We start from the raw sequence: 24,653 nt of genomic DNA, 5'->3' as shown, positions 1-24,653 counted from the left end.
CGGGCGAGGCGGTCATGAGGGTAAGGGACGAAGATATGGGTAAGGTAACAGGGTTTCTGGAAATCGACCGGCAGGTGGCGAAGTATCAGCCGGCGTCGGATCGTATCCGACATTTCCGTGAGTTCACGATCCCGATGTCGGACCCGGAAGTGCAGAAACAGGCCGCGCGCTGCATGGACTGTGGCATCCCCTATTGCCACGGCCCCACCGGCTGCCCGGTGCATAACCAGATTCCCGACTGGAACGACCTCGTCTACAACAACAACTGGGAAGCGGCGATCCAGAACCTGCATTCGACCAACAACTTCCCTGAGTTCACCGGCCGCGTCTGCCCGGCGCCCTGCGAGGAAGCCTGCACGCTGAACCTCGAAGATGCGCCCGTTGCCATCAAGACGGTCGAACAGGCGATTGCCGACAAGGCCTATGAGCTCGGTTTTATCCGGCCGCAGCCGGCCACGGTCCATACCGGCAAGAAGGTTGCCGTCATCGGTTCCGGCCCCGCCGGCATGGCGGCTGCCCAGCAGCTCGGGCGCGCCGGCCACGACGTTCATGTCTATGAGCGCGAGACGAAGCCCGGCGGCCTGCTGCGCTACGGCATTCCCGATTTCAAGATGGAGAAGAACTTCATCGACCGCCGCGTCGAGCAGATGAAGGGCGAGGGTGTCACCTTCCATTGCGGCGTCAATGTCGGCGTCGACGTCAAGGTCGAGCAGCTGCTCGCAGATCACGACGCCGTTCTTTACTGCGGCGGCTCCGAGACGCCGCGCGAGGCGGGCATTCCGGGCACGGATCTTGCCGGCGTGCATGATGCGATGCCCTATCTCGTACAGCAGAACCGTCGTGTCGGGCGCGAGAACATCGACAGCGTCGGCTGGCCGTCGGACCCGATCCTTGCCGGCGCCAAGCATATCGTCGTCGTCGGCGGCGGCGATACGGCTTCGGACTGCGTCGGCACGGCGTTCCGCCAGGGGGCCGTCAAGGTCACCCAGCTCGACATTCGGCCGCAACCGCCGGAGAAGGAAGACAAGCTGGCCGTCTGGCCCTTCTGGGCGACGAAGATGCGCACCTCCTCCTCGCAGGCCGAGGGCGCCGTGCGCGAATTCCAGGTGGCGACGCTCGAATTCGTCGGCGAAGACGGCGTGCTGACCGGCGTCAAGTGCTGCGAAGTCGATGAGCGCCGGCGGCCGGTTCCGGGCACCGAATTCGTGATCCGCGCCGATCTTGCCTTCATCGCCATCGGCTTCCGCGGCCCGTTCACAACAAGCGTGCTGAAGGAACTCGAGGGCAAGCTGACGCTCAACACCGACAAGCGCGGCTCGACCAATGTCGTCGCCAACGACCGCGACTACAAGACCTCCATCGATAAGTTCTGGACGGCGGGCGACGTGCGCCGCGGCCAGTCGCTGGTAGTCTGGGCGATCCGTGAAGGCCGCCAGGCGGCGCGCGCCATCGATGAGGCATTGATGGGCTCGACCGTCCTGCCGACCTGATCGCGGCCGAACACACGTTCCCTATAAGACAAGAACTCCGCCTCTCCGGCGGAGTTTTTTTATCGAGCGTCGGCGTCCGACAGGGCGCCCTATTGCTGGTGCGACCGCTTGACGCGCCAGGCTGCGCCGCAAGCCTCAAGCAATGCCGGGAGACAAGACTTTCCATCGGACGCAGGCTCAGGAAGAGCCGGCGGCGACCGGAGCGGACGTGCCCCGCCGTTTCTGTTGCGCAAGCATTTCACCATCGGCCGCGGCTAGCCGCCGCGAAGGATCGACAAGGATTTTTCAAATGGTTTCCGCACTTGATAATACCAGGATGGTTTCGGCCCAATATGCCCTGAAGAACCTTCGCAGCTCCGACGACAGCTCGCAGGATGCGCAAAGTTCGTCGGTGGCCAACATCCTGAGCAGCTACGGGCTCGATTCGAGTTCGGCCTCGCTTCTTTCCAACCAGGCCCTGTCGGGGCTGCTCGACACGCTGTCGGCCAAGGGCGACACGTCTGATGAGGCCAACGCGACCGGCGACAGCGCCGAGGTAACCAGCGCCTCCTTCATGTCGATGCTGAAGAAGCAGTTGCAGGATGCAGCTGCAGCCGAAGGCGAGAGCGGCAAGGCTCACGACATGCTGGCTGCGTTGGAGGCCGGCACGCTCACCATCTCCGATCCGACGCAGGGCGTATCGATCACCGCCTGGGACGTCGACGATCCCGACGAAGCCAATACGGACAGCAAGACCGGTAAGGCGATCGACGTCAGCGGCTGGAGCGACTTCCTCGACGCGCATCTGGAGCGCGGCGCCGGCGGCACCTTCGTCAAGCAGAATGGCAGCTATGTCGACCAGACGAACAACAGCAACGCCTACTTCGGTCTGATCGGCTCGAACTACTATTATCTGAGCTGGCCGCAGGCAGCGGCATAAGCTGCATGAAGCAAAAGGGGCGCGCCTCGGGCGGCCTTCATCATTTGACCGAGACTTCCGCCGGCGCCTTTGTCGCCGACAGGCGGTAGTCGTCGACGCGGCCGGATGGGGCGGGCGTCATTTCCCCCTGCTCGACCAGAAGGTCGCGCGGCGATTTCGCCAGCGTCACAGGCGGCGGTCTTGCGCCGAGCAACTCGGCGCCGCCATCGAGATTGGGGTCGGAGAGACTGATCGGCACGGTGTGCTCGACGGGATTGGCGGGGAGGCCGAGACCGGGCAGATTGCTGGAGTCGAGGCGGACCAGATCAGGGCTTGCCTGGGTGCCGAGAATGCGCCGGGCCGGCTTTTCCACATAGAAGGCAATTTTGCGCCGGCCAGCCTGGGTCAGGTTGATGCCGTCGGAAGTACGCAGGCGCACCTGCTGGCCGTTCACATCCGAACCGGTGACAATGAACGAGCCATTTTCATCGACGAAAGCATCCCAGATATCGACGAATTCGCCGCCGATGCTTTCGACCTGGTTGCGGTAGAGCTGGTTCATCTGGACGGCATCGGCCGTCATCGAATCCGATTCGAAGGCGGGAAGACCGACCCAGAGCAGTGGAATCTTGCGGTCGGTGACCTCCTTACCGAAAGAAAGGACGCGGCGGCGGTATTCGGCGAACCAGCCATCGGTGTGGAACTTCTCCTTGGCGGTGTCGGTCACCATCTGCTGGCGGTCGTTGGCGCCGATCATGACGACGACCATGGCCGGCTTCATCTCGTCGATCATCTTCGGCAGTTGTTCCGGCCAGTCGTAATAGTCGTCGCGGACGAGACCCGAGGAGACGTTGCCGCGGGCTTCGACGACGACGCCCGGCGAAGTCTCGAAGGCGGCGGTGAGGCCGTCGCCGAGGCCGCTGGCAAGGAAATCGCCGACGATCAGGATCTTGCGCGCGTCGGCAAGCTTCTGCACGGCCGGCTCCTCATCCTGCATGGGGGCGCGGGCCGGAGGGGCGGTGCGGGTATTGACGATGGCTTTCTGCGCCGGCGGGCGCTTGTGCTGCTGGCGCCGCGGCTGCTGGACGTCAGGTGGTTGCGGGGAATCGTCGAGATAGCGCCGGCCCAGGAAGAAATCGAGGATCGAGCGGCGCTGGTAATGCTGCTCCTGGGCTTCGGCGACATGTACCGGGGCAGCCACGCCGAGGCACAACGAAGCCGCCGTCAGGGCGAGCATCAGCCAACGGAGTTTACGAGTCCGATCAGTTTTCTTCGTCATGGGCAGTTCCGCATCTGCCGGCATCTTGCACTCTGGGTAGGCCAGCGTCCACTCCCACTCATATCTAGGTCACGGTTCTGCCGCTTCCATTGCAAGTCGCCTAAAACCATGCGGCGATTCTGGGCGAGCCGCATGAGACACAGACCTGAAGCGTCCTGCATGATTCCAAGCCGGGGCGGAAAACTAGCGGCGAAGCGCGTTTAGAAGTGGCAGCGAGGGTTCGCCGTCCGGCTGCATGCCGATGCGCTCCTGCACGGCCGATATCGCCGCTTTCGAACCGGAGCCGAAATTGCCGTCGACCTCGCCATTGTAATAGCCGAGCGTCTTGAGACGGGTCTGCAGCTCGAATTTCTCGGTGATGTCGAGCGCGCCGTCCGGGCGTGGCCAGCGCTGCTGCAAGCCGCCATAGCCGGCGATCTGATCGGCCAGCAGGCCGACGGCAAGCGCGTAGCTGTCCGCAGCATTGTAGTTCTTGATGGTGAAGAAGTTGCCGGTCATCAGGAAGCCCGGGCCGCCGGCTCCAGCCGGCATCTTCAGCATGGCTTTTGTCCCGCCGTCGCGGAAGGCTTTGCCGTTCGGGCGTGTCAGACCGAGCGCCGCCCATTGGGCCAGTGTATGGGTCTTGCCCACCTGCTTGGCGACGGCTGCGGGAACGACGACCTCGTAGCCCCAGGTCTTGCCGGTGTCCCAGCCGTTTTTCATCAAGAGATTGGCCGAGGTCGCCAGCGCATCCGGCACCGAGTTCCAGATGTCGCGATGGCCGTTGCCGTCGGCATCGACCGCATAGAGCAGGTAGCTCGTCGGGATGAACTGGGTGTGGCCCATCGCGCCGGCCCAGGAGCCGGTCATTTCGCGTGCCGGCACATCGCCGTTCTGCAGGATCTTCAGCGCGGCGACCAGCTGCTTCTTGGCGAATTTGGCGCGGCTCGGATCGGCATAGGCAAGCGTTGCCAGCGCACGCGGCACGTAGTGCAGCCGGTCGTCCTTATTGAGGATCGCGCCGTAATTCGATTCCATCGACCAGATGGCGAGCAGAATCGTCTTGTCGACGCCGAAACGACGCTCGATTGCATCGAGCGTCTTTGCATGCTTGATGGCCATCTCGCGGCCGATCTTGACCGTATAGGGGTTGACGCGGGAATCGACATAGTCCCAGATCTTCGAGGTGAATTCCGGTTGGTAAGCCGCCTTTTCGAGCACGGTCGGATCGGGCTCGCTCACCCCGGAAAAAGCCTTTTGATAGGTTGCCTTACTGATGCCACTCTGAGCGGCAGTCTGATAGAAATCCGCGATCCATTTCTGGAAGCGGGAATCAGCTTTCGCATTGTCGGGGACCAGCCCCACCTGGGCTGCGACAATGAGTGCGAGAGCAAGACCACGAAGGGAGTATTTGTGATTCTGGGTCATCGACAGTCGTATCCCACGTCTTCAGTTTCCGGTGCAGCGGGGCATCATGTCCGCCCAAACCCGAGACTACAGGAACGGAGTCAACAAATTCTTTACCATGGCGATCCGCTGCGGTCACCATTTGCAAAACAGTAGCAATTCTATACTAGGTGAAGCTAAAAAGCTCTATTTCCAAAGCGATATGATCGAAGCAGGAGGCCGGTGTGGCTCAACACAGCAAAGTTCGTAAAGCAGTATTCCCGGTTGCCGGTTTGGGGACACGATTCCTTCCGGCGACAAAGGCTGTTCCGAAGGAAATGTTGACCGTCGTCGACAAACCAATCATTCAATATGTCGTCGATGAGGCGATCGAGGCCGGGATCGAACATCTGGTCTTCGTCACGGGACGCAATAAGCACGTCATCGAAGATTATTTCGACATTCATTTCGAGCTGGAGCAGACGCTGCGCGAGCGCGCCAAGAAGGCTGAAATCACCCTTCTCGCCCAGCAGCTGCCGAAGGCCGGCACGGTGAGCTTCACCCGCCAGCAGGAGCCGCTCGGCCTCGGTCATGCCGTGTGGTGTGCCCGCGAGATCGTCGGCGACGAGCCCTTTGCGCTGCTGCTGCCCGACATGATCATGAAGGGCGACGGCAAGGGCTGCATGAAGGGCATGATCGACCTTTACGGCCAGAGTGGCGGCAATATCATCGCCGTCGAGGAATGTGCTCCAGACCAGGCGCATAAGTACGGCATCGTCGGTGTCGGCGAGGCGATCGGCGAAGGCTTCCGCATCACAGGCATGGTGGAAAAGCCTGCCAAGGGCACGGCGCCTTCCAACTTCTTCATCAACGGCCGCTACATCCTGCAGCCAGAGATCTTCAAGATCCTCGAAACCCAGGAGCGCGGCGCCGGCAACGAGATCCAGCTCACCGACGGCATGCTGAAGCTGCTGAAGGAACAGGATTTCGCCGGCTACCACTTCCGCGGCGCGACCTACGACTGCGGCGCCAAGGACGGCTTCATCCTGGCCAACGTTGCCTTCGCACTCGAGCGTGCCGATATCCGCCCCTCCGTCGAGGGCGGTTTCAAGGAACTGCTTGCCGGCCTGAGGTAAGGCTTTCGCTTAGCGATCAGTGATAGTGCGCCGCGCCTCCCATCGGAGGCGCGGCGTTTTTATTTTATGGATGTCGTTGTCCCAAACCGCTGCACATCTTTCAGACGACATGCATCAGCGTTTCAGCTTGAGCCCGACGCCGGCGCGCCATTGCTGCGAGTCGGTGCCTTCCTTGCGTGCCGTCAGCTCGTAGCCGAGCGTGCTGGTCAAATCGAGATAGCGGTTGATGTTCCAGGTCAGGCCGGTCGCAGCGGTATAGACGAGCTCATCGTTGATGGTGCTGTCCGAGGGATAGTCGCGCCAGGTCACCCCGCCGATCATCGTCCCCACCAGATTGTCGCGCAGCTGCTGGGTGACCGTCGTCGTCAGCGCATGCGAGACGTAGCCGCTCTCGCCCGTTGTCGTCGAAGGCTGAATGCTCGTCTGCAGGTCGAGATTGACATCGGTGCCGCGGATCGGCGACCAGAGCAGGCTCGCATCCAGCGTGGCCGCATCGATCGAGGAGAGCCGGCTGTCCTCGAAGTCCGCCATCTCGTAGCCGACGCCGACTTCACCCTTGAGCTTCTCGCCGAGATCGACCTCGACACCTGCCTTGGCTCCGTAGCTATGGCCCGAACGCTCGTAGCCCGCGGAATCACGCGTCTCATCATAGAGCGTGCGGCCGATTGTGGCTTCGATGAAGGGGATGAGTGCAGGAGACAGCTCGTAGCCGATGCGGCCGCGCAGCGTGCCCGTCGTCTGGTTGCGATCGCTGAGGGCGACGGTGGTGCCGTTTGCGAGCGTGGCATCCGAATAGACCGAGCGGGTCAGCGCCAGCGCCGTCGTGCCGCGCAGAATGCCGAAATCGCGCTGGATGGAGGCGCCGGCCGAAAATTCCTGTACGTCGGACTGCTGCGTCGCGCCGGCAATGGCGTCGGGATCGTCCGTATCCTCGCGGTAGAAATTGTAACCGCCGGTGAGGTGCGCGACCGTATCGCTCGAAAGATCCAGCCTGAGGTCGCCATTGATCTTGAAGGACGGCTGCTCCTCGCCCTCGCCGCTGATATTCCTCTGCCAGGCGCCTTCCGAGGTGACGCTCAGCTGGTGCCGGCCCCAGTCGGAAGTCAAGGTCGCGGCGGCATCGGTTTCGAGAAAGGCGCGCCGTTGCCTGTTATTGCCGTCCTTGGTGGTCTCGGTGTTGATGCTCTGGGTAACGCTCGGGCGGAGCACGAAAGTACCGATCGGAATGCCCGGCGTTTGCGCCGTCGAGGCGCTTTCGGCGCCCTTACGGCGCGGCAGCGCCTCGTCGAGCGGCGCTTCGCGGGTGTTTAGCCGGCGTATGTCGTCGTCGAGAATGGAGCCGGTAACGTCACCGTCGGATTGCGCATCCGGTATGGCCTTCTGCTGGGCATCCTCCGTATTCCCAGTGCTTGTGCCTGTTGCGGAGGGGATGGTGGAATCGTCGGTCTCGTCGTCGAAACTTGAGGACGCAGCATTATTCGTGGTGCGATCGCCCTGCGAGGCCGAGGAGCTGCTGCTTGAAGACTGTGACGAGGCGGACTGCGCGAACGCCGCCTGGCCGAAAAGCAGGCCTCCGAGCGCGACGACAGACATGGCACGGCTCATGGCGCGGAGCGGCGTCACACTGCTCGTCTGATTTCGCTGGCCCATATACAATTCGTGCCTGACATGCTCTTCGGTTCTTACCCAAAGGTAAAGCCTTGTGGTTAATCATTCGTTGCCGCAGGCAGGTGCTGTTCATAATTCGGAAATTGTGCAGGGTGGACTCGGAAAGTGAAAAGGTCTAACGCATTTCCATGAACAGAAGAGCGATAAAACTCATCGAAAACAGCGTTCTCGAATCGGCAAAACGCACGATAGAAACCGAGAAACGCGGTCTTGAAGCGCTCGAGCGGGCTTTTGACGATGGATTGGCCGGTCCCTTCGCACGGGCCGTCGAAGTCATCGGCGACATCTCCGGACGCGTCATCGTCACCGGTGTCGGTAAGAGTGGCCATATTGGCGCCAAGCTGGCGGCCACCTTCGCCTCAACAGGCACGCCTGCCTTTTTCGTGCATGCGGCCGAAGCCAATCACGGCGATCTCGGCATGATCGCGCGCGACGACGTTGTCCTGGCGATTTCCAAAGGCGGCGAGAGCGCGGAGCTCAAGAGCATCATCTCCTTCACGCGGCGCTTCTCCATCCCGCTGATTGCGATTACCTGCAGCGAACGGTCTTCGCTGGCGACCGCCGCCGATATCGTTCTTCTGGTGCCGAACGAGCAGGAGGCCTGCCCCAATGGGCTGGCGCCGACGACTTCGACGCTGATGCAGCTTGCGCTCGGCGACGCGTTGGCTGTGGCGCTCCTGGAGGCGCGCGGCTTTACCGCGACGGACTTCCACGTCTTCCATCCCGGCGGCAAGCTGGGTGCGAGCCTGATGCATGTTGCTGATATCATGCATATCGGCGAGCGGCTGCCGCTTGTTGCCAGGGGAACGCCGATGCCGGAGGCGATCACGGTGCTGTCGCGCAAGCATTTCGGCTGCGTCGGCGTGCTTGATGAGGATGGGCGGCTCTGCGGCATCGTCACCGAAGGCGACATGGCGCGCAACCTGACGCGCAATCTTGCCGAGCTCGCCGTCGACGACATCATGACCAGGACGCCGAAGACGGTGAAGCCGACGGTGCTGGCGACCGCCGCACTGGCGTTGCTTAACCAGCACCACATCGGCGCGCTGATCGTTGTCGATGACGACAACCGGCCGCTCGGGCTGGTGCATTTCCACGATCTGCTGCGGATCGGCGTCGCCTGATCAGGCTTCTTTGATCAGATTGGCTCGACCCTCAGGTCACGGCCGTGACACGAAACCACCTTCACCTGCGTTCCCACGGGAAGATCAGGCCCCATCACCTGCCACAGCGTATCGTCGAGGCGGATGCGGCCGCGGCCCTCGCGGATCGGCTCGTGCAGCGTTGCCGTGCGGCCGACGAGGCTCTCGCCGCGCTGATTGAGGAAAGGCTCGTCGGTTTCGGCGTTGCGCAGCGTCAAGCGGCGGCCGGCGAAGGTCGTGGCGACGGCGAGCAGCGCAAAGAGGATCGCCTGTAGCTCCCAGACCCAGAAAGCGCTGTCCCAGAAGAGCAGTGACAGGGCGCCGACGATCAGCGCGGCAAGGCCGATCCAGACCAGGAAAAAGCCGGGAACGATCATTTCCGCGGCGAGCAGCACGAGGCCGGCGACCCACCAGCTCCACGGACCGAGTTCCGCGATGATCTTCGCCAGCATGGCTTATCGCTCCGGATCGGGGTTGAAAGGATTGGGGCTCGGCGGATTGATCGGCGGTGTCGAGCGGACCGGCGCGGGACGCGGACGCGGCGCGGGGGGCGGCGGCGGATTGCCGGCATCGCCGAAGACCTCGCGGGCAATGGCGCCGATGCCGCCGAGCGAGCTCAGGATCGAAGAGGCTTCCATCGGCATCATCACGATCTTGGAATTGGGCGCCGAACCGATCGAGGCGAGAGCCTCGGTGTATTTCTGGGCGACGAAATAGTTGATCGCCTGGATGTCGCCGGCGGCGATCGCTTCGGAGACCATCTTCGTCGCCTTGGCTTCGGCCTCGGCAAGACGTTCGCGGGCTTCGGCGTTGCGGAAGGCGGCTTCACGCTGGCCTTCGGCCTGCAGGATGGCGGACTGCTTGGCGCCTTCGGCTCTCAAGATCTGCGCGTTGCGCGAGCCTTCGGCTTCCAGCACCTGGGCGCGCTTCTCGCGCTCGGCCTTCATCTGGCGGGCCATCGCATCGACGAGGTCACGCGGCGGCTGGATGTCCTTGATCTCGACACGGGTGACCTTGATGCCCCAGGGATGCACGGCCTCGTCGACGACGCGCAGCAGCCGGTCGTTGATCGCATCGCGATTGGAGAGCAGTTCGTCGAGATCCATCGAGCCCATGACAGAGCGGATATTGGTCATGGTGAGATTGAGGATGGCGTTTTCGAGGTTGGAAACCTGATAGGCGGCCTGGGCGGCATTTAGCACCTGATAGAAGGAGACCGCATCGGCCGAGACCGAGGCGTTGTCCTTGGTGATCACCTCCTGGGTCGGCACGTTCAGCACCTGCTCCATCACATTCATCTTGGCGCCGACACGCTCGATGAAGGGGGTGATCAGGTTCAGGCCGGGCTCCAGCGTGCGGGTATAACGGCCGAAGCGCTCGATCGTATAACGATAGCCCTGCGGCACGGTCTTGATCCCGGCGAAGAGTACCATGATGACGAAGATAACAAGCACGATCACGACGATGTCGAAGCCGCCGAACAGCATGAAGAATTCCTCCTATCGGCGCATGCGCGCCCGCCCAACTCATGTGGTGAGTTAGCACGTTATTTGCGAGGAAGAAATGCGGGCGCAACCGTCCGGGCTCCAAGCAAAAAGGAGCTTCCGTTTCGGCAAGATCATTGGGCTGTTGCCAGCCGCGCTGCTTTCTGAAGGAAGGCTCTCAGGCCCAGCCCTGCAATTCGCGGCGGACGACCTTTTCCAGCACTTTCATGCCGTCCTCGCCGTCATTGAGGCAGGGAATATGCGCGAACTTCTCGCCGCCGTTCTCGTGAAAGGAATGGGCGGCCTGTTCGGCGATCTCCTCCAGCGTCTCCAGACAGTCTGAGACGAAGCCAGGGTTGATGACGGCGATGCGCTTGACGCCGTCCTTGGCGAGCTTCTCCACCGTCTTGTCGGTATAGGGCTGCAGCCATTCCTCCGGCCCGAAGCGGGACTGGAAGGTGACCATGAAGCTTTCCTTGGTCAGCCCGAGCCGTTCGCGCAGCAGCCGGCCGGTCTTCTGGCACTGACAGTAATAGGGGTCGCCCTGTTTGAAATAGGACATCGGAATGCCGTGGAAGGAGGCGAGCAGCATCTCCGGCTTCCAGTCGAGCGTTGAAAGGTGGCTTTCCACGGATCGGGCGAGCGCCTCGATATAGGTCTCGTCGTCATGATAGTCGGGCACGGTGCGCAGCGCCGGCTGCCAGCGCATGGTCAGCAGCTTCTGGAAGGCCTTGTCGTTGACAGTCGCTGTCGTTGCCGCCGCATATTGCGGATAGAGGGGGAAAAGCACGATGCGGTCGCAGCCCGCTTCCTTCAGCACCTCGACGCGCGAGGCGATCGACGGCGTGCCGTAACGCATCGCCCAGTCGACCTTGACGTTGGGAAGATCTTTCAGGCGCTCGGCCATCAGTTCCGACTGGTTGCGCGTGTAGGTGCGCAGATAACTTTCGTTCTTGTCCTTGTTCCAGATCAGCTCATAGGCCTTTCCGACCTTCTGCGGGCGCCTGTTGAGCACGATGCCGAACAGGATCGGATACCACTTCCATGGCGACCATTCGATGACGCGGCGATCAGTCAGGAATTCCCTGAGATAACGGCGCATAGACTTGTAATCGGTCCCGTCAGGCGTGCCGAGATTGACCAGCAGGACACCGACCTTGCCTGATTTGACGGTCGGATGGTCGGCAGGACGGAGTGAAATATCTGCTGTCATTCTGGCCCCAACGCTCTTTGTCCCATCGGCTCATACGCAGCCTCGGGATCATGGTTCACCCTATAGAAAGAAAAGCCGGCCCGGGAAACCCCGGACCGGCCGATGTCATCGGGACAAATCGTCTTACTTGGCAGGAACCTCGATCTCCTTGCCGATCGTCAGATGATGCGGGTTCGGCTTGCCGTTGGCATCCGAAAGCTTCCGCCACAGCGTGCCATCGCCATAGAAGGTGACGGCGAGATCCCAGAAGGTATCGCCGGCAGCAATGACATGGGTGGACGGCGTCGTTGCGGCAGGCGCGGAGGCTGCCGGAGCCACAGTGGGCGCGGATGCTGCTGGTGCCGCAGGCGCAGGCTCGGTGTACGGTGCGGGTGCAGTTGGTGCGGGAGCGGGCGCGGCGGTTGGTGCAGGTGCCGCCGGCGCGGGGGCGGGAGCAGCCGGTTCGGTAGCGGGCGCCGGCGCCGCAGCTGCGGCAATTTCGGTGACGCGGCCGTCGGTGTAGGGCTTATAGGGCGAGTGGGCCGCCAGATATTCGGCGGTCACATCGGCAAGATCCGGACCGTAATCATAGGCATTCTTGCCTTCCTTGAAGATCGAATAGCCGTCGCCGCCGCCGCGCATGAAGTTGTTGGTGGCGACCTTGTAGGTCTTGGCCGGATCGATTGGAGCGAAGTTGTCGCCTTCCTTCACCTGGACATCGCTGACACGGCTGCCGACGGCCTTCGACTGGTCGAAGGAGAATTTCAGGCCGGCGACTTGCGGGAAACGTCCGGCGCCCTGGTCGATCTGACTGACACCATTTTCAAGCGCCTTGACGATATCAGCGCCGGTCGCCTCAAAAGTGGCGAGCGTATTCTGGAAAGGCAGGACGGTGATCACCTCGCCCTGGGTGACGTCGCCGCCGTCAATCGAGGCGCGCAGGCCGCCGCCATTCTGGAAGGCGATGGTGATGCCCTGGTTCTTGGTGCGGTCGAGCATGGCATCGGCCACCAGATTGCCCATCGAGCATTCCTTGACGCGGCAGACCTTGCGGTCGCCCTCGATCGGGCCTTCGGAGGAGCCGATCACCTTCTTGCGCAGTTCCTCGATCGGCTTTGCCAGTTCGGCAACACGGGCAATGACAGCCGGATCGGGCGTGAAGGTGGAATCGATCAGGATCGGGTCGCCCTTGGCGTCCTTGACGACGCCATTGTCGTCGAAATTGACGACGAGATCGCCGAGATACTTGCTGTAGGAGGCAGCCTGGACAACCGGCACCTTATAGCCGCCGGGATTGTCGACCATCGTCGGGTAAGGACCTTCGGCCTTCGGGTCGGTATTGGAGAGCAGGCTGTGGGAATGGCCGCCGACAACGACATCGACATCCGGGATCTTGGCGATCTGAGCGAGATCGCGGGGATAACCGACATGGGTCAGCGCGATGATCTTGTTGACGCCCTGGCCTTTCAGATCCTGAACGGCGGCGGTGATGCTCTGGACGTCGTCGGCAATCGTAACGTTCGGGCCGGGGGAGGACAGTTCGGGTGTATCGTTGGTGACGGCGCCGACGATGCCGATCTTCTGGCCGCCGACATCGAGAACCAGCGAAGGCTTGATCCGGTCGCCGAGCTTGGAGGCCGCCGCGGCCTTGACGTTCGCCGTCACGACCGGGAATTGCACCTTGTCGAGGAAGGTCGCAAGCCCGTCCTCGCTGTCGTCGAATTCATGGTTGCCGACGGTCATGGCGTCGAACTTCATCAGGTTGAGGAATTCGGCTTCGGCCGCGCCCTTGTAGGTCGTGTAAAAGAGCGAGCCCTGGAAATTATCGCCGGCATTCAGGAGAAGGACGTTCTTGCCCGACAGCGCCTGACGGCGTTGGTCGATCGCGGTCTTCAGACGGGCAGCACCCCCGAAGCATTCCTTCTTGCCCTCCTCCTCGGCCGAGCAGGTCGAGTCGAACTTGTTGATCGATTCGATGCGTGAATGGAAATCGTTGATATGAAGAATATTGAGTTCGTAATCCGCAAAGGCGGCACCCGCGCTCAGCGTCAGCATGGACGCGGTCAAAAGACCGAAGCTGAAAGACTTCGTCATCCCTGTTCTCCTATTGAGGCGAAAATCCCCCTGATCCTCGCCGATCCCTTCCATAATCCGCCGGAGCGATACCCAGCGTGCGGATGTTCCACCAGACGGTGTATGGCCGCAAGGAAAAGCTGGGCCAGAAGCGGTGCTTTCCAAGAGGGGCGGGGCAAAAAAGCAGGCGGGTTATCCCAGGCATTCGCCGTCGGCGGCGTTTCGGTAGAGTTCATGTGCCGCCTCGGCGATATTGGGAAGTGTGGCGAGTGCGACGATGAGGCAGATCAGGGAAACGGCGCGATGAAGGCGCCCGCCCGCTCGATAGGCGAGGAATGCGCCTGCGCCATAGATCAGGACGGCCGGCAGGGCGAAGATCAAGACTTGCAGCGGACCATCGCAATCGGGAGCGGCGATACCCTGGGCGCGATAGACATTGGCCGGCAAAACGACCGCGAGGGCCGCAAGCGGCATTGCGATCAGAAGCACGAGGTAACCGGCGAAGGCTTGGATGGTGCTACCCCGCAAGCCTATCGCCTCGTCTCTTCCTCAGCCGCGACGGGAAAGCGTGAACTGCGCGCCGGAATCCGAGGTGCAGTTAAGCTGGCTCGGATTGACCAGGGCGCAGTTCACCTTGGATTGGGTCTTGCGCACCAGTGAGGTCATATTGATCTCCACCAACGTCGGCGAGGTGTTGATATAGGTGCCGGAGGCGAGAAGCTGGTTGCTGTCGGTGGTGCGGGTGGTGAAGCTACCGCCCTGGAAGGTGGAGACGATGCCGTTCGGGTCGCTCCAGCTGCCTTCGACGCCGCTGGGAGCGGGCGCAGTTGCAACCGGCAGGGGGCGTGGTCCTGGCCCAACGCAGGCGGCAAGGGCTGCAGTTGCACCGACAAGAACGAGACCAGTTCTGATTTTCATAAGGCTTCTCCCGGCGAATCGTCGCGGCGGACCCCGCTTCAGTTCGGGCAAAACATGGCGTGCGCCCGCCCGGATGGCAAGTCTTGGAAGGTGGCGGCCGGCATTTATACAGCCGGCGTTACAAAAATGCCCGCCTTGCGGCGGGCATCGTCAAAGTTGCACTGACAGTCTCAGCGAACGAGGATGTTCTTGAACTGCCAGGGATCCTTGGTGTCGATATCCTCGGGGAAGAGGCCCGGACGGCCGTCGAGCGGGGTCCAGTCGGTGTAGTGGCCTTCGACTGGACCGAGATAGGGCATCTGCACTTCGAGGCAGCGCTTGTAATCGATCTCGTCGGCTTCGACGATGCCGGCGGTCGGGTTCTCAAGCGCCCAGACCATGCCGGCGAGAACGGCGGAGGTCACCTGCAGGCCGGTGGCGTTCTGGTAAGGAGCGATGCGGCGGGTTTCTTCCAGCGACAAGCGCGAGCCATACCAATAGGCATTCTTCTCATGGCCGTAGAGCAGGACGCCGAGTTCGTCGATGCCGTCTTCCAGCTCGTCCTCATCGAGAACGTGATGGACCGGCTGCGGCGTGCCGCCGTTGCCGAACATCTCGTGCAGCGAGAGCACGGCGTCGTTGGCCGGATGATAGGCGTAGTGGCAGGTCGGGCGGAAGGTCACTTCGCCGTCCTTGTCGCGGACCGTGAAGTAGTCGGCGATCGAGATCGACTCGTTATGGGTAACGAGGAAGCCGTATTGCGGGCCGGGGGTCGGGCACCAGGTGCGCACGCGGGTGTTGGCGCCCGGCTGCTCCAGGTAGATCGCCGCCTTGTTGCCCTTCTTGTGCTTCTTGGCGTTCTTCGGCATCCACTCTTCATGCGTGCCCCAACCGAGTTCGGCCGGCTGCAGGCCTTCGGAGATGAAGCCTTCGACGGACCAAGTGTTCCAGAAGACGTTGAGCGGCTTCGGGTGCTTGGTGCGCTGGGTGTCGCGTTCGGCGATATGGACGCCCTTGACGCCGAGCTTCTTCATCAGCTTGGCCCAGCCCTCGCGATCGTGCTGGTCCGGCTCGTCGAACTTCAGGCCGGTATCGTTGGCGAGGTTGACGAGCGCCTGCTTGACGAACCAGGAGACCATGCCCGGATTGGCGCCGCAGGTGGAGACAGCCGTGGCGCCGCCCGGGTTCTTCGCCTTTTCCTTGCGCACGGTTTCGCGCAGCGCGTAGTTGGTACGGTCGGCGTTGCTCATGCCCTTGTCGAAATAGAAGCCGAGCCAGGGCTCGACGACGGTGTCGACGTAGAGCACGTCATGCTTGCGGCAGAGCTTGATGAGGTCGAGCGAGGAGGTATCGACCGAGAGGTTGACGCAGAAACCCTGGCCTTCGCCTTCCGTCAGCAGCGGCTTCAGCAGTTCCTTGTAATTTTCCTTGGTGACATATTCCTTGATGTGGCGGACGCCGTGCTTTTTCAGGATCTCCATGTCGGAGGGCTCTTCGCGCGGGTCGATGACGACCATCCGGCTCTTGTCGAATTTGAAGTGGCGCTCGATCAGGGGCAGGGTGCCGCGGCCGATGGAGCCAAAGCCGATCATCACGATCGGACCGGTAATTTCGGCATATACCGGATAGTTGTGTTCCGTCATTCTTTTCTCCTGTGGAAGGGGACGAAGGCGTTCAGCCTGAAGAATTCTTTTGAAATTGCCGCAGAAATTGCGAGGTGACCGGCTCTAACCACAAAACGGCGTCACAATAAAGGGCGTTGACGGGGAAAGGGTCAAATATCGGGCGGGTGAGACGCTATGCTATCACCGTGCCCTGATGGAAAAGCATGCGCCAGTGCCCGTCCTCCTCCAGCCGCCAGATCGAACTGCGCAGCGTTCGTCTTTCGCTTCCGTCGGCATCGGTGTAGATGGCGCGATAGGTAAGGAGCACAATGTGCTCGGCGAGTCTTTGGGTTTCGAAGTGCTCGCCGCGTGACGTACCCGTTCGTTTCTCGGCCAGAAGCGCTGATACGATGACGTCGAAGGTATAGAGTCGTCCCGAGCTGCCGATTTCACGGAAGTCGCGCGAGAGCAGTGCCGTCAACATCTCGCGTGAGGCGCGAACGGAGGGCTCGAAGAGTTTTTCTTCGAGTTCCTTCAGATGGGCGGTAAGGGCGTCCATGATCGGCTCCGGTCAATTCAGCGCTTCAAGATCTCCAGCCCTTCGACCGCCGTCGTCACGGCGAGCTCTGTGATCTCGTATTCAGCGACGCCGTGGATGGTAAAGGGGTCGGCGGCGACATAGGCTTCGATCGCGGCGCGCTCGCCGATCGCCAGGACCACGCCGCCGGTGCGGGGCACCTTGCGGCCGGAGGCGAGAAACCAGCCCTTGTCGTATCCTTCTCTTACCCATGCCATGTGAGTATCCATGTGCCTGTCGGCTTCGTCGTTGGATTTGAGATAGGTGAGGGAGAGGATGAACATGATCAGCTCCTGATGAGATTTGCACGGATCAAGCCGCGCAACGAGTTTCCGACATAAAGCCCGCCGTCATCGAGATCGGCAGGTGTCAATCGGCCGACACGAGCCTTGCGCCCACAGATGAGTTCGGTGCGCAGCACGCCAGCGAGTAGACCGCAGGAGATGGGCGGCGTGCGCAGAATGCCGCTACCGTTGTCCAGGAAGATGGAAGTGATGGTGCCCTCGCAGACTTCGCCGCGCTCATTCAAAAGGATGACCTCATCGGCTTCGGGTGCCGTATATTCAGCGCGGGCGCTTTCATAGATGGCGCGGCGCGTGGTCTTGACGCGCAGCAGCTTATCAGAGGAATCAAGGCGGGTCCTGGCGATACGGACGGTCCAAACGGCCTCCGGCGCCAGCGGGACGAAGGGGGCGCTCGTCACCGCGATGCGGCCTTGCTGGTCGAAAGTCATGCGGACGCGCAGCGGAGCCACCGCCTCTGCTACGGCTTCATCGAGCTTTGCTGCCGCATCGATCGGCTGCGGGAAGCCGAGGCGGCGGGCGGAGCGGGACAGCCGGGCGAGATGCAGGTGCAGGCGGATGAAGCCTTCGTCAGGTTGCCAGCGCAGCGTTTCGATCAGCGAAAAATCGGTCATCGAGCGATCCATTGGTCTCCGACGGCGAAGCGGGCCTTGAGCAGGCATTCGTCATATTCGGCCTCGGCGGTCGAATCGAAGACAATGCCGCCGCCGACATTGAAGACCGCCCTACCGCCTGCAAAAAGCGTGACGGTGCGGATGGCGACGGAAAAACGCATGGCGCCGCTTGGCGAGATCATGCCGATCGCGCCGCAATAGGCGTCGCGCGGGGCATCTTCGAGGGCGTGGAGAATTTCCATTGCCCGGATCTTCGGCGCGCCGGTGATCGAACCGCAGGGAAAGAGGGCGGCAAAGATATCGCGGATCGAAAGCCCGGGGCGCAGCCTTGCCTGCACATGGCTCACCATCTGGTGGACGGTTGGATAAGTCTCGACTTCGAAGAGCTTCGGGACGTCGAGCGTGCCGACTTCGGTGATGCGGGAGATATCGTTGCGCAGGAGATCGACGATCATGCGATTTTCGGCCTGCGTCTTGATATCGGCACGCATGGCCGCGATGATTTCGGCATCCTCGGCGGGGGTGGCGCCGCGTTTTGCCGTTCCCTTCATCGGGTGGGTTTCGATCCAGCCCTCTTCGTCGATGCGGAAGAAGAGTTCGGGTGACCGCGACAGGATGACCGGGCCGCCGAGATCGACGAGCGCGCCGTATTTGACCGGCTGGCGTTCGATCAGCGACCAGAAGGCGGCGCGGGGATCGCCATTCCACCGAGCCTCGACCGGCATGGTGAGGTTCGCCTGATAGGCGTCGCCGAGCCGCAGGTGTTCGTGGAGGCGGTCGAAGCGCTCTTTATATATAGTGAAATCCCAGGCGGCTTTCGGCGCGGTGAGGAATTCCTCGTTTTCCAAACGCTGTTTGGGCTGAGCAAGAGGATGCGTACTCGGCTGCGGGGCGTCAAAGACGCCGAAACAAAGCAGCGGCGTTTCGCGATCCTGCTCGGCGAAGGGAGCGAGTTTTTCTTCGAAGAAGTATCCGGCCTCGTAGGCCATGTAGCCCGCAAGCCATTTGCCCTCGGTCTTGGCCTCTTCCATCCTGACAAGGCCTGCAAAGAATTCAGCGCGCGTCCTGGCGATGATGATCTCAGCCGGCTCGGCGAAAAGCATCACCTGGCCGGTCGCGTCGTCGCGGAAGAGAATATAGGGTTGGTCAGCCACGCAACGCTTTCAGTTTGTTCTGCTCTCATTGCCCAAAATGCGATTGGGAGCGTGAGACATTTTCTCTCTTCTCCCCGAGGGGAGAAGAGACTCGCAGCTGCCCTTTCCGCTCTTGGCGAAGAGAATTTCAGCTCTTATCCAAAGCTTCCAGTTCGTCGATCAGCCCTTCGATCATCGACAAGCCCTGGCTCCAGAACGACGGATCGGTGGCGTCGAGGCCGAAAGGCTTCAAGAGTTCCGAGTGATGCTTGGTGCCGCCGGCCTTCAGCAGCTCGAAATACTTTTCCTGAAAGCCCTTCTCGGCCTTCTGGTAGACGGCATAGAGCGAATTCACCAAGCAATCGCCGAAGGCATAGGCATAGACATAGAAGGGCGAGTGGATGAAGTGGGGGATATAGGCCCAGTAGGTCTCATATCCTTCCGAAATGTTGATCGCCGGCCCGAGGCTTTCCGATTGGACGGAGAGCCAGAGTTCGCCGATGTCGTCGGCAGTCAGTTCGCCTGCTTTGCGGGCGGTGTGCAGTTTGCGCTCGAATTCGTAGAAGGCGATCTGGCGCACGACCGTATTGATCATGTCCTCGACCTTCTGGGCGAGCATCGCCTTGCGCTCGCGCTTGTCGGTGGTCTTTTCCAGGAGCGCGCGGAAGGTCAGCATCTCACCGAAGACGGAAGCGGTTTCGGCAAGCGTCAGCGGCGTCTGGCACATCAATGCGCCCTGCGCGCCGGCCAAAACCTGGTGGACGCCGTGGCCGAGTTCATGGGCGAGTGTCATTACGTCGCGCGGCTTGCCCATGTAATTGACGAGCACATAGGGATGGGCCGAGGGAACCGTCGGATGGGCGAAGGCGCCGGGTGCCTTGCCGGGGCGGACGGGCGCGTCGATCCACTGCTCGTCGAAGAAGCGCCTGGCGATATCAGCCATCTCGGGGGCGAAATTGCCGTAGGCGGAAAGCACGGTGTCTTTCGCCTCGGGCCAGGAGATGACGGCGGTTGAGGTTTCCGGAAGAGGCGCGTTGCGGTCCCAGAAATTCATCTGCTCCATGCCGAGCCATTTCGCCTTCATCTTGTAATAGCGGTGCGAAAGGCGGGGATAGGCTTCGCGGACGGCCGCAGCCAGTGCATCGACGACCTCGCGCTCGACGCGATTTGCGAGATGCCTGGAGTCGGCGATATCCTCGAAGCCGCGCCAGCGGTCGGAGATATCCTTGTCCTTGGCGAGCGTGTTGGTGATCAGCGTGAAGACGCGGATATTGGCCTTGAAGGTTTCGGCGAGCGCCATGGCCGCCTGGCGGCGCACCTCGGGATCTTTCTCCTGCAGCATGTTGAGAACCACTTCGAGCGGCAGTTTTTCGCCATCGATCTCGTAACGAAGTTCCGCCATGGTTTCGTCGAAGAGCCGGTTGAAGGCGGCGGCCGAGGTCATCGACTTTTCGAGGAAGAGCTGCTCCAGCCTGTCGTCGAGCTGGTAGGGCTTGTCTTTCCTGAGATCGACCAGCCATGGGCGATAATGGCCGGCGGCGGGGTCATTGGCCATGCAGGCGTCGATCACGGCGTCGTCGACGCGGTTCAGTTCCAGCGCGAAGAACAGCAGATGGCCGGAAAATTCGGTAATCTTGGTCTGCACGTCGCCGTAGAGCTTGCCGTTTGCCGGGTTGGTGGTGTCGGAGAAATAGGTGAGGCCGGCAAAGGAGCCGAGGCGGCCCATCAGATCATCAAGCGCCTCATATTCCTTCAGTGCGGCGCCGATGCCGTCGTCGCCGGTTTTCGTCGCCGCTTCGGCGAGCCTGCCCTTCCACTTTTCTTCAAAGGCGGTTGCCGCCTTGCCGGCTTTTTCCATGTCGGCGACGAAGGCGGTGGAGGTGGCGGAGGGATAGAGATCCTGCAGCTTCCAGACCGGCAGGTCGCCAAGCGCGGGATCGGCGGCCCCAGCTGGCACTGCTGCCGACAAGAGAAGGCCGGCGTGCGGGAGCTTGATTTTCATGGGCGCAATTCCTCTCCACTTTTATAACAGGTCTGTTTGTCTAAGCGCGCAAAGGCCCGGCATCAAGGGGCTTTCGAAGCATGAAAGGCCTCGCTTCGGCACGAAAACGACCCGTTATGATCGTTAAAATGCAATTATTTCTCAAAACTGGATGTTCAAGCCTTCCTGTCAGAGTGCGCTTCATGGTTTCGCATGAAGTGAGGCGACAATGACCGGTTACAATGAGCTCAAGGGAGCAGGACAAATCCTCGTGGTCGAGGACGACCCCGTGCAGCGCCGCCTGCTCAAGAACGCAATCGAGCGTCACGGCCATGTCGTGCACCAGGCGGAAAACGGCCGTATCGGCCTTGAAATGGTCAAACGAGACAGCGGCCTGTTCAACGTCATCGTGCTCGACCTGATGATGCCCGAGATGACGGGCCTCGAATTCCTCGACGCGCTCCATGAATTCGGCACGCAGATCCCCGTCATCGTGCAGACGGGACAGGGCGGTATCGAAACCGTGGTGCAGGCGATGCGCGCCGGCGCTTTCGATTTCGTCGTCAAGCCGGTCTCGCCCGAACGGATCGCCACCTCGATCTCGAATGCAATGAAGCTCGACCAGCGCGAGGTGAAAGCGCGGGCCGGACGCCGGTCACGCTCGGGCTCCGTCGGCTTCGACGATATCGTTTCGGCAAGCCCGGCGATGCTCCGCGTCATCGATCTCGCCCAGCGGGCGGCCCAATCCAACATTCCCGTCGTGCTCGAAGGCGAATCCGGCGTCGGCAAGGAGCTGGTGGCGCGCGCCATCCAGTCCGGCGGCGACCGTTCGAACAAGCCGTTCGTCACCGTCAATTGCGGTGCCATCCCGCATAATCTCGTCGAGAGCATCCTCTTCGGCCACGAGAAGGGTGCGTTTACCGGCGCGACCGAGCGTCATATCGGCAAATTCATGGAAGCCGACGGCGGCACCATCTTCCTCGACGAAATCGGCGACCTGCCGCTCGAGGTTCAGGTGAAGCTTCTGCGCGCCGTGCAGCAGGGCGAGATCGAGACCGTCGGCGCGCGCACCGCGCACAAGGTTAATGTCCGGTTGATTTCGGCGACCAACAAGGATCTGATCGAGGAGGTCAAGAACGGTCATTTCCGTGAGGATCTCTATTATCGCCTCAACGTCTTCCCGATCACCATTCCGGCGCTGCGCAAGCGCAAGGAAGACATTCCGCATCTGGTTCGCGTTTTCGCCGACCGTTTCTCCAGCGAGCAGAAGAACGGCCGCCGCATGACGGTCAACGCCGGCGCGCTGGCGCTGCTGACCGCCTATGACTGGCCGGGCAATATCCGCCAGCTCGAAAACGCGATCTTCCGCGCGGTCGTTCTGGCCGAAGGGCCGGAACTGACGGAGGCCGATTTCCCGCAGATTGCCGCCCAGCTTCCGGAATATGACGTGGTGGATCACCTGGCACTCGTTGCCGACAATACCGGTCTCGATCCAGAGGAGGCCTATGGGGAGGACTACAGGGCGTCTATGCAGGGGGAGGTGCACCACCGCCTGCCTGAGCCCTCCGGAAATGCGATCGCCAGCGTCAATCCCTCGGGCGACGTGCGCAAGCTTGCCGATGTCGAGGAGGAACTCATCCGATTCGCACTCAAATTCTATCGTGGCCAGATGAGTCAAGTGGCGCGCAAACTTGGCATCGGTCGGTCCACGCTTTATCGCAAGCTCAAGGATTACGGTATAGACCCCGACAATCCCCAGAAAGATGCGGCTTAAGCGCTTTTTGTTAAGACTAAGGCAACCACGATTTGTTACTGATCATAAACCACTTGTTAGTGGCTCGTTCACTATGTAAAGAAAAGGTTGATCATGTGTGGCATTTTTGCCATCGTGTGACCGCATTTGACAGTCATCTGGGACAGTACGGGACATTGTCTGTCTGACGGGGATCGAGTTGCCGAATCTGAATGGGAATTCCAAGCCTTCGCGCTTGAGCTGGCGTTCTTTGTGCGCCGACATCTGCGGAAAGGCAATGAGGACGGCAGCGGCCGCCCTTCTTGCGCTTGCAGTTTCCTCACCAGTATTCGTTGGTACGCCTTCGCAGGCAGCGGGCGACACCCGCAGCCTCAAGCTCTATTTCATCCATACCGGCGAAAAGGCCGTCATCACTTACAAGCGCAACGGCAAGTTCGACCCCAAGGGTCTGGAGCAGCTGAACCGATTCCTGCGTGACTGGCGAAAGAACCAGCCGACGAAGATGGATCCGCGCCTGTTCGACCTGATCTGGGAAGTCTATCGCCAGAGCGGTTCGAGGGACTACATCAACGTCGTCTGCGGCTTCCGTTCGCCGGCGACCAACGAGATGCTGCGCGGCCGCTCGCGCAACTCGGGCGTCGCCGAAAAGAGCCAGCACATGCTCGGCAAGGCGATGGACTTCTTCATTCCCGACGTCAAACTCGCGACGCTGCGCGGCATCGGCATGAAAATGCAGGTCGGCGGCGTCGGCTTCTATCCGAAATCGGGCTCTCCTTTCGTGCATATGGATGTCGGCGGCGTTCGCGCCTGGCCGCGCATGAGCCGCGACGAACTCGTCCAGCTTTTCCCGAACGGCAACACGATTCATATTCCGGCCGACGGCAAGCCGCTGCCGGGCTACCAGCAGGCGATGGCCGACTATAAGCGCCGCGTCAGCGGTACGCAGATCGAGATCGCCAGCGCTTCAGAATCGTCGCCGAAGCACAAGACGCTGTTTGAAGCGCTCTTTGGCGGTGGGGCGGACGAGCAGGAAGACGATTCGGATGATTCCGCTCCCGTGGCCGTCGCCAAGGCGACGCCGCCGAAGGCCGAACCCGCTCCCGTCCCTGCGGAACCGCAGCAGACCGAGGTCGCCGATCTGAACGCACCGGTGCCGCAGGTTCGCCCGGCATTCAGCAACCAGCCGGCCGGCAGCGAAGTGGCGAGCGCGCTCGTAGCGCCGTCGTCGGGTAATGCCGCCCAGCAGGCCCTTGCCGCAGCGCTTCCCACCGATGCTCAACCGCAGCAGTTTGCCGATCTCAGCGCCTATAGCATTCCGGTTCCTTCGCTGCTTGGTCAGCGCCGCGCGCCTGGCGACGCCGAGGTCGCGTCGATCGATCCGAACATGCAGAACGGACTGCCGGTTCCGACGCCGGTTGAACGCCCCGCCGTTGCTGAGAACCTGCTTGCCGCCGCCAATGCCGACCCGGAAGCGGAGGCCGACGAGGCCGATCAGGATGAGCTCTCTCCTGCTGTCGCAGATGCGCTTGAGCAGCAGAACAACAAGGCTGCGCAAAGCGAAGTTGCCTCGCATCAGCCGCAGATGAGCGTGGAGCAGGCAATCGCCGCCGCGATGCCGCAAAAGGCGCCCGCCGCAAAGCCGACACTGCAGGTCGCTGCGTTGGCGCCGGTGACGAAATCGGCAAGCTTTGGCGACGGCTTTGACGCGCCGGCTGCCGAAGGCGCCGCAGCGCAGGGCCTCCCGACCAAGGGTGGCCGCCCGACGCAGAAGGAAGCCGCCGTAGCGGATGCCAGCCGCGCGACTGTTCGTACCGAGCCGAAACTGACGCAGAAGATGATCTCGCAGTGGGCGCTGACCAATGCCCGCCTCGAAATGGCTTCCAAGCAGGTCAAGGCGCCGCGCTTCGTCAGCCAGACGATGCGTGCCCAGCCGACCGCCGTTTATGCCGAGGGCTTCAACGTCAAGACCGCCTCGGTCGATCCAGCCCGCTTCAGCGGCACGGCCGTCAATTTCATGGAAGTACGCAAGTTCAACACCAATTGAGCTTGCCGATCATTGAAGTAT

At 61.7% G+C, this 24,653-nt stretch carries 21 protein-coding genes; 6 read left to right on the top strand and 15 right to left on the bottom strand.

Annotated elements, in window-relative coordinates:
• Nucleotides 1–35: 35 nt before the first annotated feature.
• Nucleotides 36–1,490: a glutamate synthase subunit beta gene (locus tag EFB14_RS16535; RefSeq protein WP_126827414.1), complete on the top strand. Its 1,455-nt coding sequence runs from the start codon at nucleotides 36–38 to the stop codon at nucleotides 1,488–1,490.
• A 289-nt stretch (nucleotides 1,491–1,779) separates the two neighbouring features.
• Nucleotides 1,780–2,409 (top strand): hypothetical protein, encoded by a 630-nt coding sequence (locus EFB14_RS16530; protein WP_126827146.1) that lies wholly within the window; start codon nucleotides 1,780–1,782, stop codon nucleotides 2,407–2,409.
• 40 nt (nucleotides 2,410–2,449) lie between these two features.
• Here EFB14_RS16530 and EFB14_RS16525 read toward each other — a convergent pair whose 3' ends face one another.
• Nucleotides 2,450–3,691, bottom strand: a complete 1,242-nt coding sequence (locus EFB14_RS16525) for an SGNH/GDSL hydrolase family protein (RefSeq protein WP_183604863.1) — start codon at nucleotides 3,689–3,691, stop codon at nucleotides 2,450–2,452.
• Nucleotides 3,692–3,850: 159 nt separating this feature from the next.
• A complete protein-coding gene (locus EFB14_RS16520) occupies nucleotides 3,851–5,074 on the bottom strand; it encodes a lytic murein transglycosylase (protein WP_126827142.1) in 1,224 nt (407 codons plus the stop codon).
• A gap of 203 nt (nucleotides 5,075–5,277) precedes the next feature.
• On the opposite strand from EFB14_RS16520, the gene galU reads away from it, so the two are divergent.
• Nucleotides 5,278–6,168: a UTP--glucose-1-phosphate uridylyltransferase GalU gene (galU, locus tag EFB14_RS16515; protein ID WP_126827140.1), complete on the top strand. Its 891-nt coding sequence runs from the start codon at nucleotides 5,278–5,280 to the stop codon at nucleotides 6,166–6,168.
• A 114-nt stretch (nucleotides 6,169–6,282) separates the two neighbouring features.
• On the opposite strand, the gene EFB14_RS16510 is transcribed toward galU, so the two are convergent.
• Entirely contained in the window at nucleotides 6,283–7,818 is a 1,536-nt protein-coding gene (locus EFB14_RS16510) for an outer membrane beta-barrel protein (RefSeq protein WP_126827137.1), read from the bottom strand.
• Between the two features lie 146 nt (nucleotides 7,819–7,964).
• On the opposite strand from EFB14_RS16510, the gene EFB14_RS16505 reads away from it, so the two are divergent.
• Nucleotides 7,965–8,960, top strand: coding sequence for a KpsF/GutQ family sugar-phosphate isomerase (locus EFB14_RS16505; protein ID WP_126827134.1), 996 nt, complete (start codon nucleotides 7,965–7,967; stop codon nucleotides 8,958–8,960).
• Nucleotides 8,961–8,974: 14 nt separating this feature from the next.
• Here the strand turns inward: EFB14_RS16505 and EFB14_RS16500 are convergent, their stop codons facing one another.
• The 12 genes from EFB14_RS16500 to EFB14_RS16445 all read right to left on the bottom strand — a co-directional run bounded on the left by EFB14_RS16500 (nucleotide 8,975) and on the right by EFB14_RS16445 (nucleotide 20,856).
• A complete protein-coding gene (locus EFB14_RS16500; RefSeq protein WP_126827131.1) occupies nucleotides 8,975–9,430 on the bottom strand; it encodes an NfeD family protein in 456 nt (151 codons plus the stop codon).
• Nucleotides 9,431–9,433: 3 nt separating this feature from the next.
• Entirely contained in the window at nucleotides 9,434–10,465 is a 1,032-nt protein-coding gene (locus tag EFB14_RS16495) for an SPFH domain-containing protein (protein ID WP_126827128.1), read from the bottom strand.
• Nucleotides 10,466–10,640: 175 nt separating this feature from the next.
• Nucleotides 10,641–11,675 carry a ferrochelatase gene (hemH, locus tag EFB14_RS16490; RefSeq protein WP_126827126.1) on the bottom strand — a complete coding sequence of 345 codons (1,035 nt, stop codon included), beginning with the start codon at nucleotides 11,673–11,675 and terminating at the stop codon, nucleotides 10,641–10,643.
• Nucleotides 11,676–11,798: 123 nt separating this feature from the next.
• Nucleotides 11,799–13,748, bottom strand: a complete 1,950-nt coding sequence (locus EFB14_RS16485) for a bifunctional metallophosphatase/5'-nucleotidase (RefSeq protein WP_126827123.1) — start codon at nucleotides 13,746–13,748, stop codon at nucleotides 11,799–11,801.
• A 171-nt stretch (nucleotides 13,749–13,919) separates the two neighbouring features.
• A complete protein-coding gene (locus EFB14_RS16480; RefSeq protein WP_125847239.1) occupies nucleotides 13,920–14,240 on the bottom strand; it encodes a hypothetical protein in 321 nt (106 codons plus the stop codon).
• A 36-nt stretch (nucleotides 14,241–14,276) separates the two neighbouring features.
• Nucleotides 14,277–14,645, bottom strand: coding sequence for an outer membrane lipoprotein Omp10 (omp10, locus tag EFB14_RS16475; protein WP_126827120.1), 369 nt, complete (start codon nucleotides 14,643–14,645; stop codon nucleotides 14,277–14,279).
• A 170-nt stretch (nucleotides 14,646–14,815) separates the two neighbouring features.
• Nucleotides 14,816–16,267, bottom strand: a complete 1,452-nt coding sequence (locus EFB14_RS16470) for a homospermidine synthase (RefSeq protein ID WP_126827117.1) — start codon at nucleotides 16,265–16,267, stop codon at nucleotides 14,816–14,818.
• A 154-nt stretch (nucleotides 16,268–16,421) separates the two neighbouring features.
• Entirely contained in the window at nucleotides 16,422–16,787 is a 366-nt protein-coding gene (locus EFB14_RS16465) for a nuclear transport factor 2 family protein (protein ID WP_126827114.1), read from the bottom strand.
• A 17-nt stretch (nucleotides 16,788–16,804) separates the two neighbouring features.
• A complete protein-coding gene (locus EFB14_RS16460) occupies nucleotides 16,805–17,089 on the bottom strand; it encodes a YciI family protein (RefSeq protein WP_126827111.1) in 285 nt (94 codons plus the stop codon).
• A 2-nt stretch (nucleotides 17,090–17,091) separates the two neighbouring features.
• On the bottom strand, nucleotides 17,092–17,721 hold the full coding sequence (locus EFB14_RS16455; RefSeq protein WP_126827108.1) for an aminotransferase class IV family protein: 630 nt from the start codon (nucleotides 17,719–17,721) through the stop codon (nucleotides 17,092–17,094).
• Nucleotides 17,718–18,824: an aminodeoxychorismate synthase component I gene (locus EFB14_RS16450; RefSeq protein WP_210302846.1), complete on the bottom strand. Its 1,107-nt coding sequence runs from the start codon at nucleotides 18,822–18,824 to the stop codon at nucleotides 17,718–17,720. The genes EFB14_RS16455 and EFB14_RS16450 overlap by 4 nt, the downstream gene beginning before the upstream one ends.
• A gap of 178 nt (nucleotides 18,825–19,002) precedes the next feature.
• On the bottom strand, nucleotides 19,003–20,856 hold the full coding sequence (locus EFB14_RS16445) for a M3 family oligoendopeptidase (protein WP_126827103.1): 1,854 nt from the start codon (nucleotides 20,854–20,856) through the stop codon (nucleotides 19,003–19,005).
• 208 nt (nucleotides 20,857–21,064) lie between these two features.
• On the opposite strand from EFB14_RS16445, the gene EFB14_RS16440 reads away from it, so the two are divergent.
• Together EFB14_RS16440 and EFB14_RS16435 are read left to right on the top strand one after the other, a co-directional pair.
• Nucleotides 21,065–22,609: a sigma-54-dependent transcriptional regulator gene (locus tag EFB14_RS16440; protein WP_126827100.1), complete on the top strand. Its 1,545-nt coding sequence runs from the start codon at nucleotides 21,065–21,067 to the stop codon at nucleotides 22,607–22,609.
• 178 nt (nucleotides 22,610–22,787) lie between these two features.
• Nucleotides 22,788–24,632: a peptidoglycan L,D-endopeptidase MepK gene (locus EFB14_RS16435; protein ID WP_126827097.1), complete on the top strand. Its 1,845-nt coding sequence runs from the start codon at nucleotides 22,788–22,790 to the stop codon at nucleotides 24,630–24,632.
• Nucleotides 24,633–24,653 lie beyond the last annotated feature (21 nt).

Origin of the sequence: Rhizobium fabae (genome assembly GCF_003985135.1) — a bacterium.
Classification (GTDB): Bacteria; Pseudomonadota; Alphaproteobacteria; order Rhizobiales; family Rhizobiaceae; genus Rhizobium; species Rhizobium pisi.
This window is presented reverse-complemented; position numbering and strand designations above follow the sequence as displayed.

What these genes read in the sequence shown, in the direction of transcription:
- EFB14_RS16470 (WP_126827117.1), bottom strand. Translation starts at nt 16,267, where the DNA reads ATGACGGAACACAACTATCCGGTATATGCCGAAATTACCGGTCCGATC.
- EFB14_RS16530 (WP_126827146.1), top strand. Translation starts at nt 1,780, where the DNA reads ATGGTTTCCGCACTTGATAATACCAGGATGGTTTCGGCCCAATATGCC.
- hemH (WP_126827126.1), bottom strand. Translation starts at nt 11,675, where the DNA reads ATGACAGCAGATATTTCACTCCGTCCTGCCGACCATCCGACCGTCAAA.
- EFB14_RS16510 (WP_126827137.1), bottom strand. Translation starts at nt 7,818, where the DNA reads ATGGGCCAGCGAAATCAGACGAGCAGTGTGACGCCGCTCCGCGCCATG.
- EFB14_RS16495 (WP_126827128.1), bottom strand. Translation starts at nt 10,465, where the DNA reads ATGCTGTTCGGCGGCTTCGACATCGTCGTGATCGTGCTTGTTATCTTC.
- EFB14_RS16485 (WP_126827123.1), bottom strand. Translation starts at nt 13,748, where the DNA reads ATGACGAAGTCTTTCAGCTTCGGTCTTTTGACCGCGTCCATGCTGACG.
- EFB14_RS16505 (WP_126827134.1), top strand. Translation starts at nt 7,965, where the DNA reads ATGAACAGAAGAGCGATAAAACTCATCGAAAACAGCGTTCTCGAATCG.
- EFB14_RS16440 (WP_126827100.1), top strand. Translation starts at nt 21,065, where the DNA reads ATGACCGGTTACAATGAGCTCAAGGGAGCAGGACAAATCCTCGTGGTC.
- EFB14_RS16445 (WP_126827103.1), bottom strand. Translation starts at nt 20,856, where the DNA reads ATGAAAATCAAGCTCCCGCACGCCGGCCTTCTCTTGTCGGCAGCAGTG.
- EFB14_RS16535 (WP_126827414.1), top strand. Translation starts at nt 36, where the DNA reads ATGGGTAAGGTAACAGGGTTTCTGGAAATCGACCGGCAGGTGGCGAAG.
- EFB14_RS16455 (WP_126827108.1), bottom strand. Translation starts at nt 17,721, where the DNA reads ATGACCGATTTTTCGCTGATCGAAACGCTGCGCTGGCAACCTGACGAA.
- EFB14_RS16460 (WP_126827111.1), bottom strand. Translation starts at nt 17,089, where the DNA reads ATGTTCATCCTCTCCCTCACCTATCTCAAATCCAACGACGAAGCCGAC.
- EFB14_RS16525 (WP_183604863.1), bottom strand. Translation starts at nt 3,691, where the DNA reads ATGCCGGCAGATGCGGAACTGCCCATGACGAAGAAAACTGATCGGACT.
- EFB14_RS16520 (WP_126827142.1), bottom strand. Translation starts at nt 5,074, where the DNA reads ATGACCCAGAATCACAAATACTCCCTTCGTGGTCTTGCTCTCGCACTC.
- EFB14_RS16450 (WP_210302846.1), bottom strand. Translation starts at nt 18,824, where the DNA reads ATGCTTTTCGCCGAGCCGGCTGAGATCATCATCGCCAGGACGCGCGCT.
- omp10 (WP_126827120.1), bottom strand. Translation starts at nt 14,645, where the DNA reads ATGAAAATCAGAACTGGTCTCGTTCTTGTCGGTGCAACTGCAGCCCTT.
- EFB14_RS16465 (WP_126827114.1), bottom strand. Translation starts at nt 16,787, where the DNA reads ATGGACGCCCTTACCGCCCATCTGAAGGAACTCGAAGAAAAACTCTTC.
- EFB14_RS16500 (WP_126827131.1), bottom strand. Translation starts at nt 9,430, where the DNA reads ATGCTGGCGAAGATCATCGCGGAACTCGGTCCGTGGAGCTGGTGGGTC.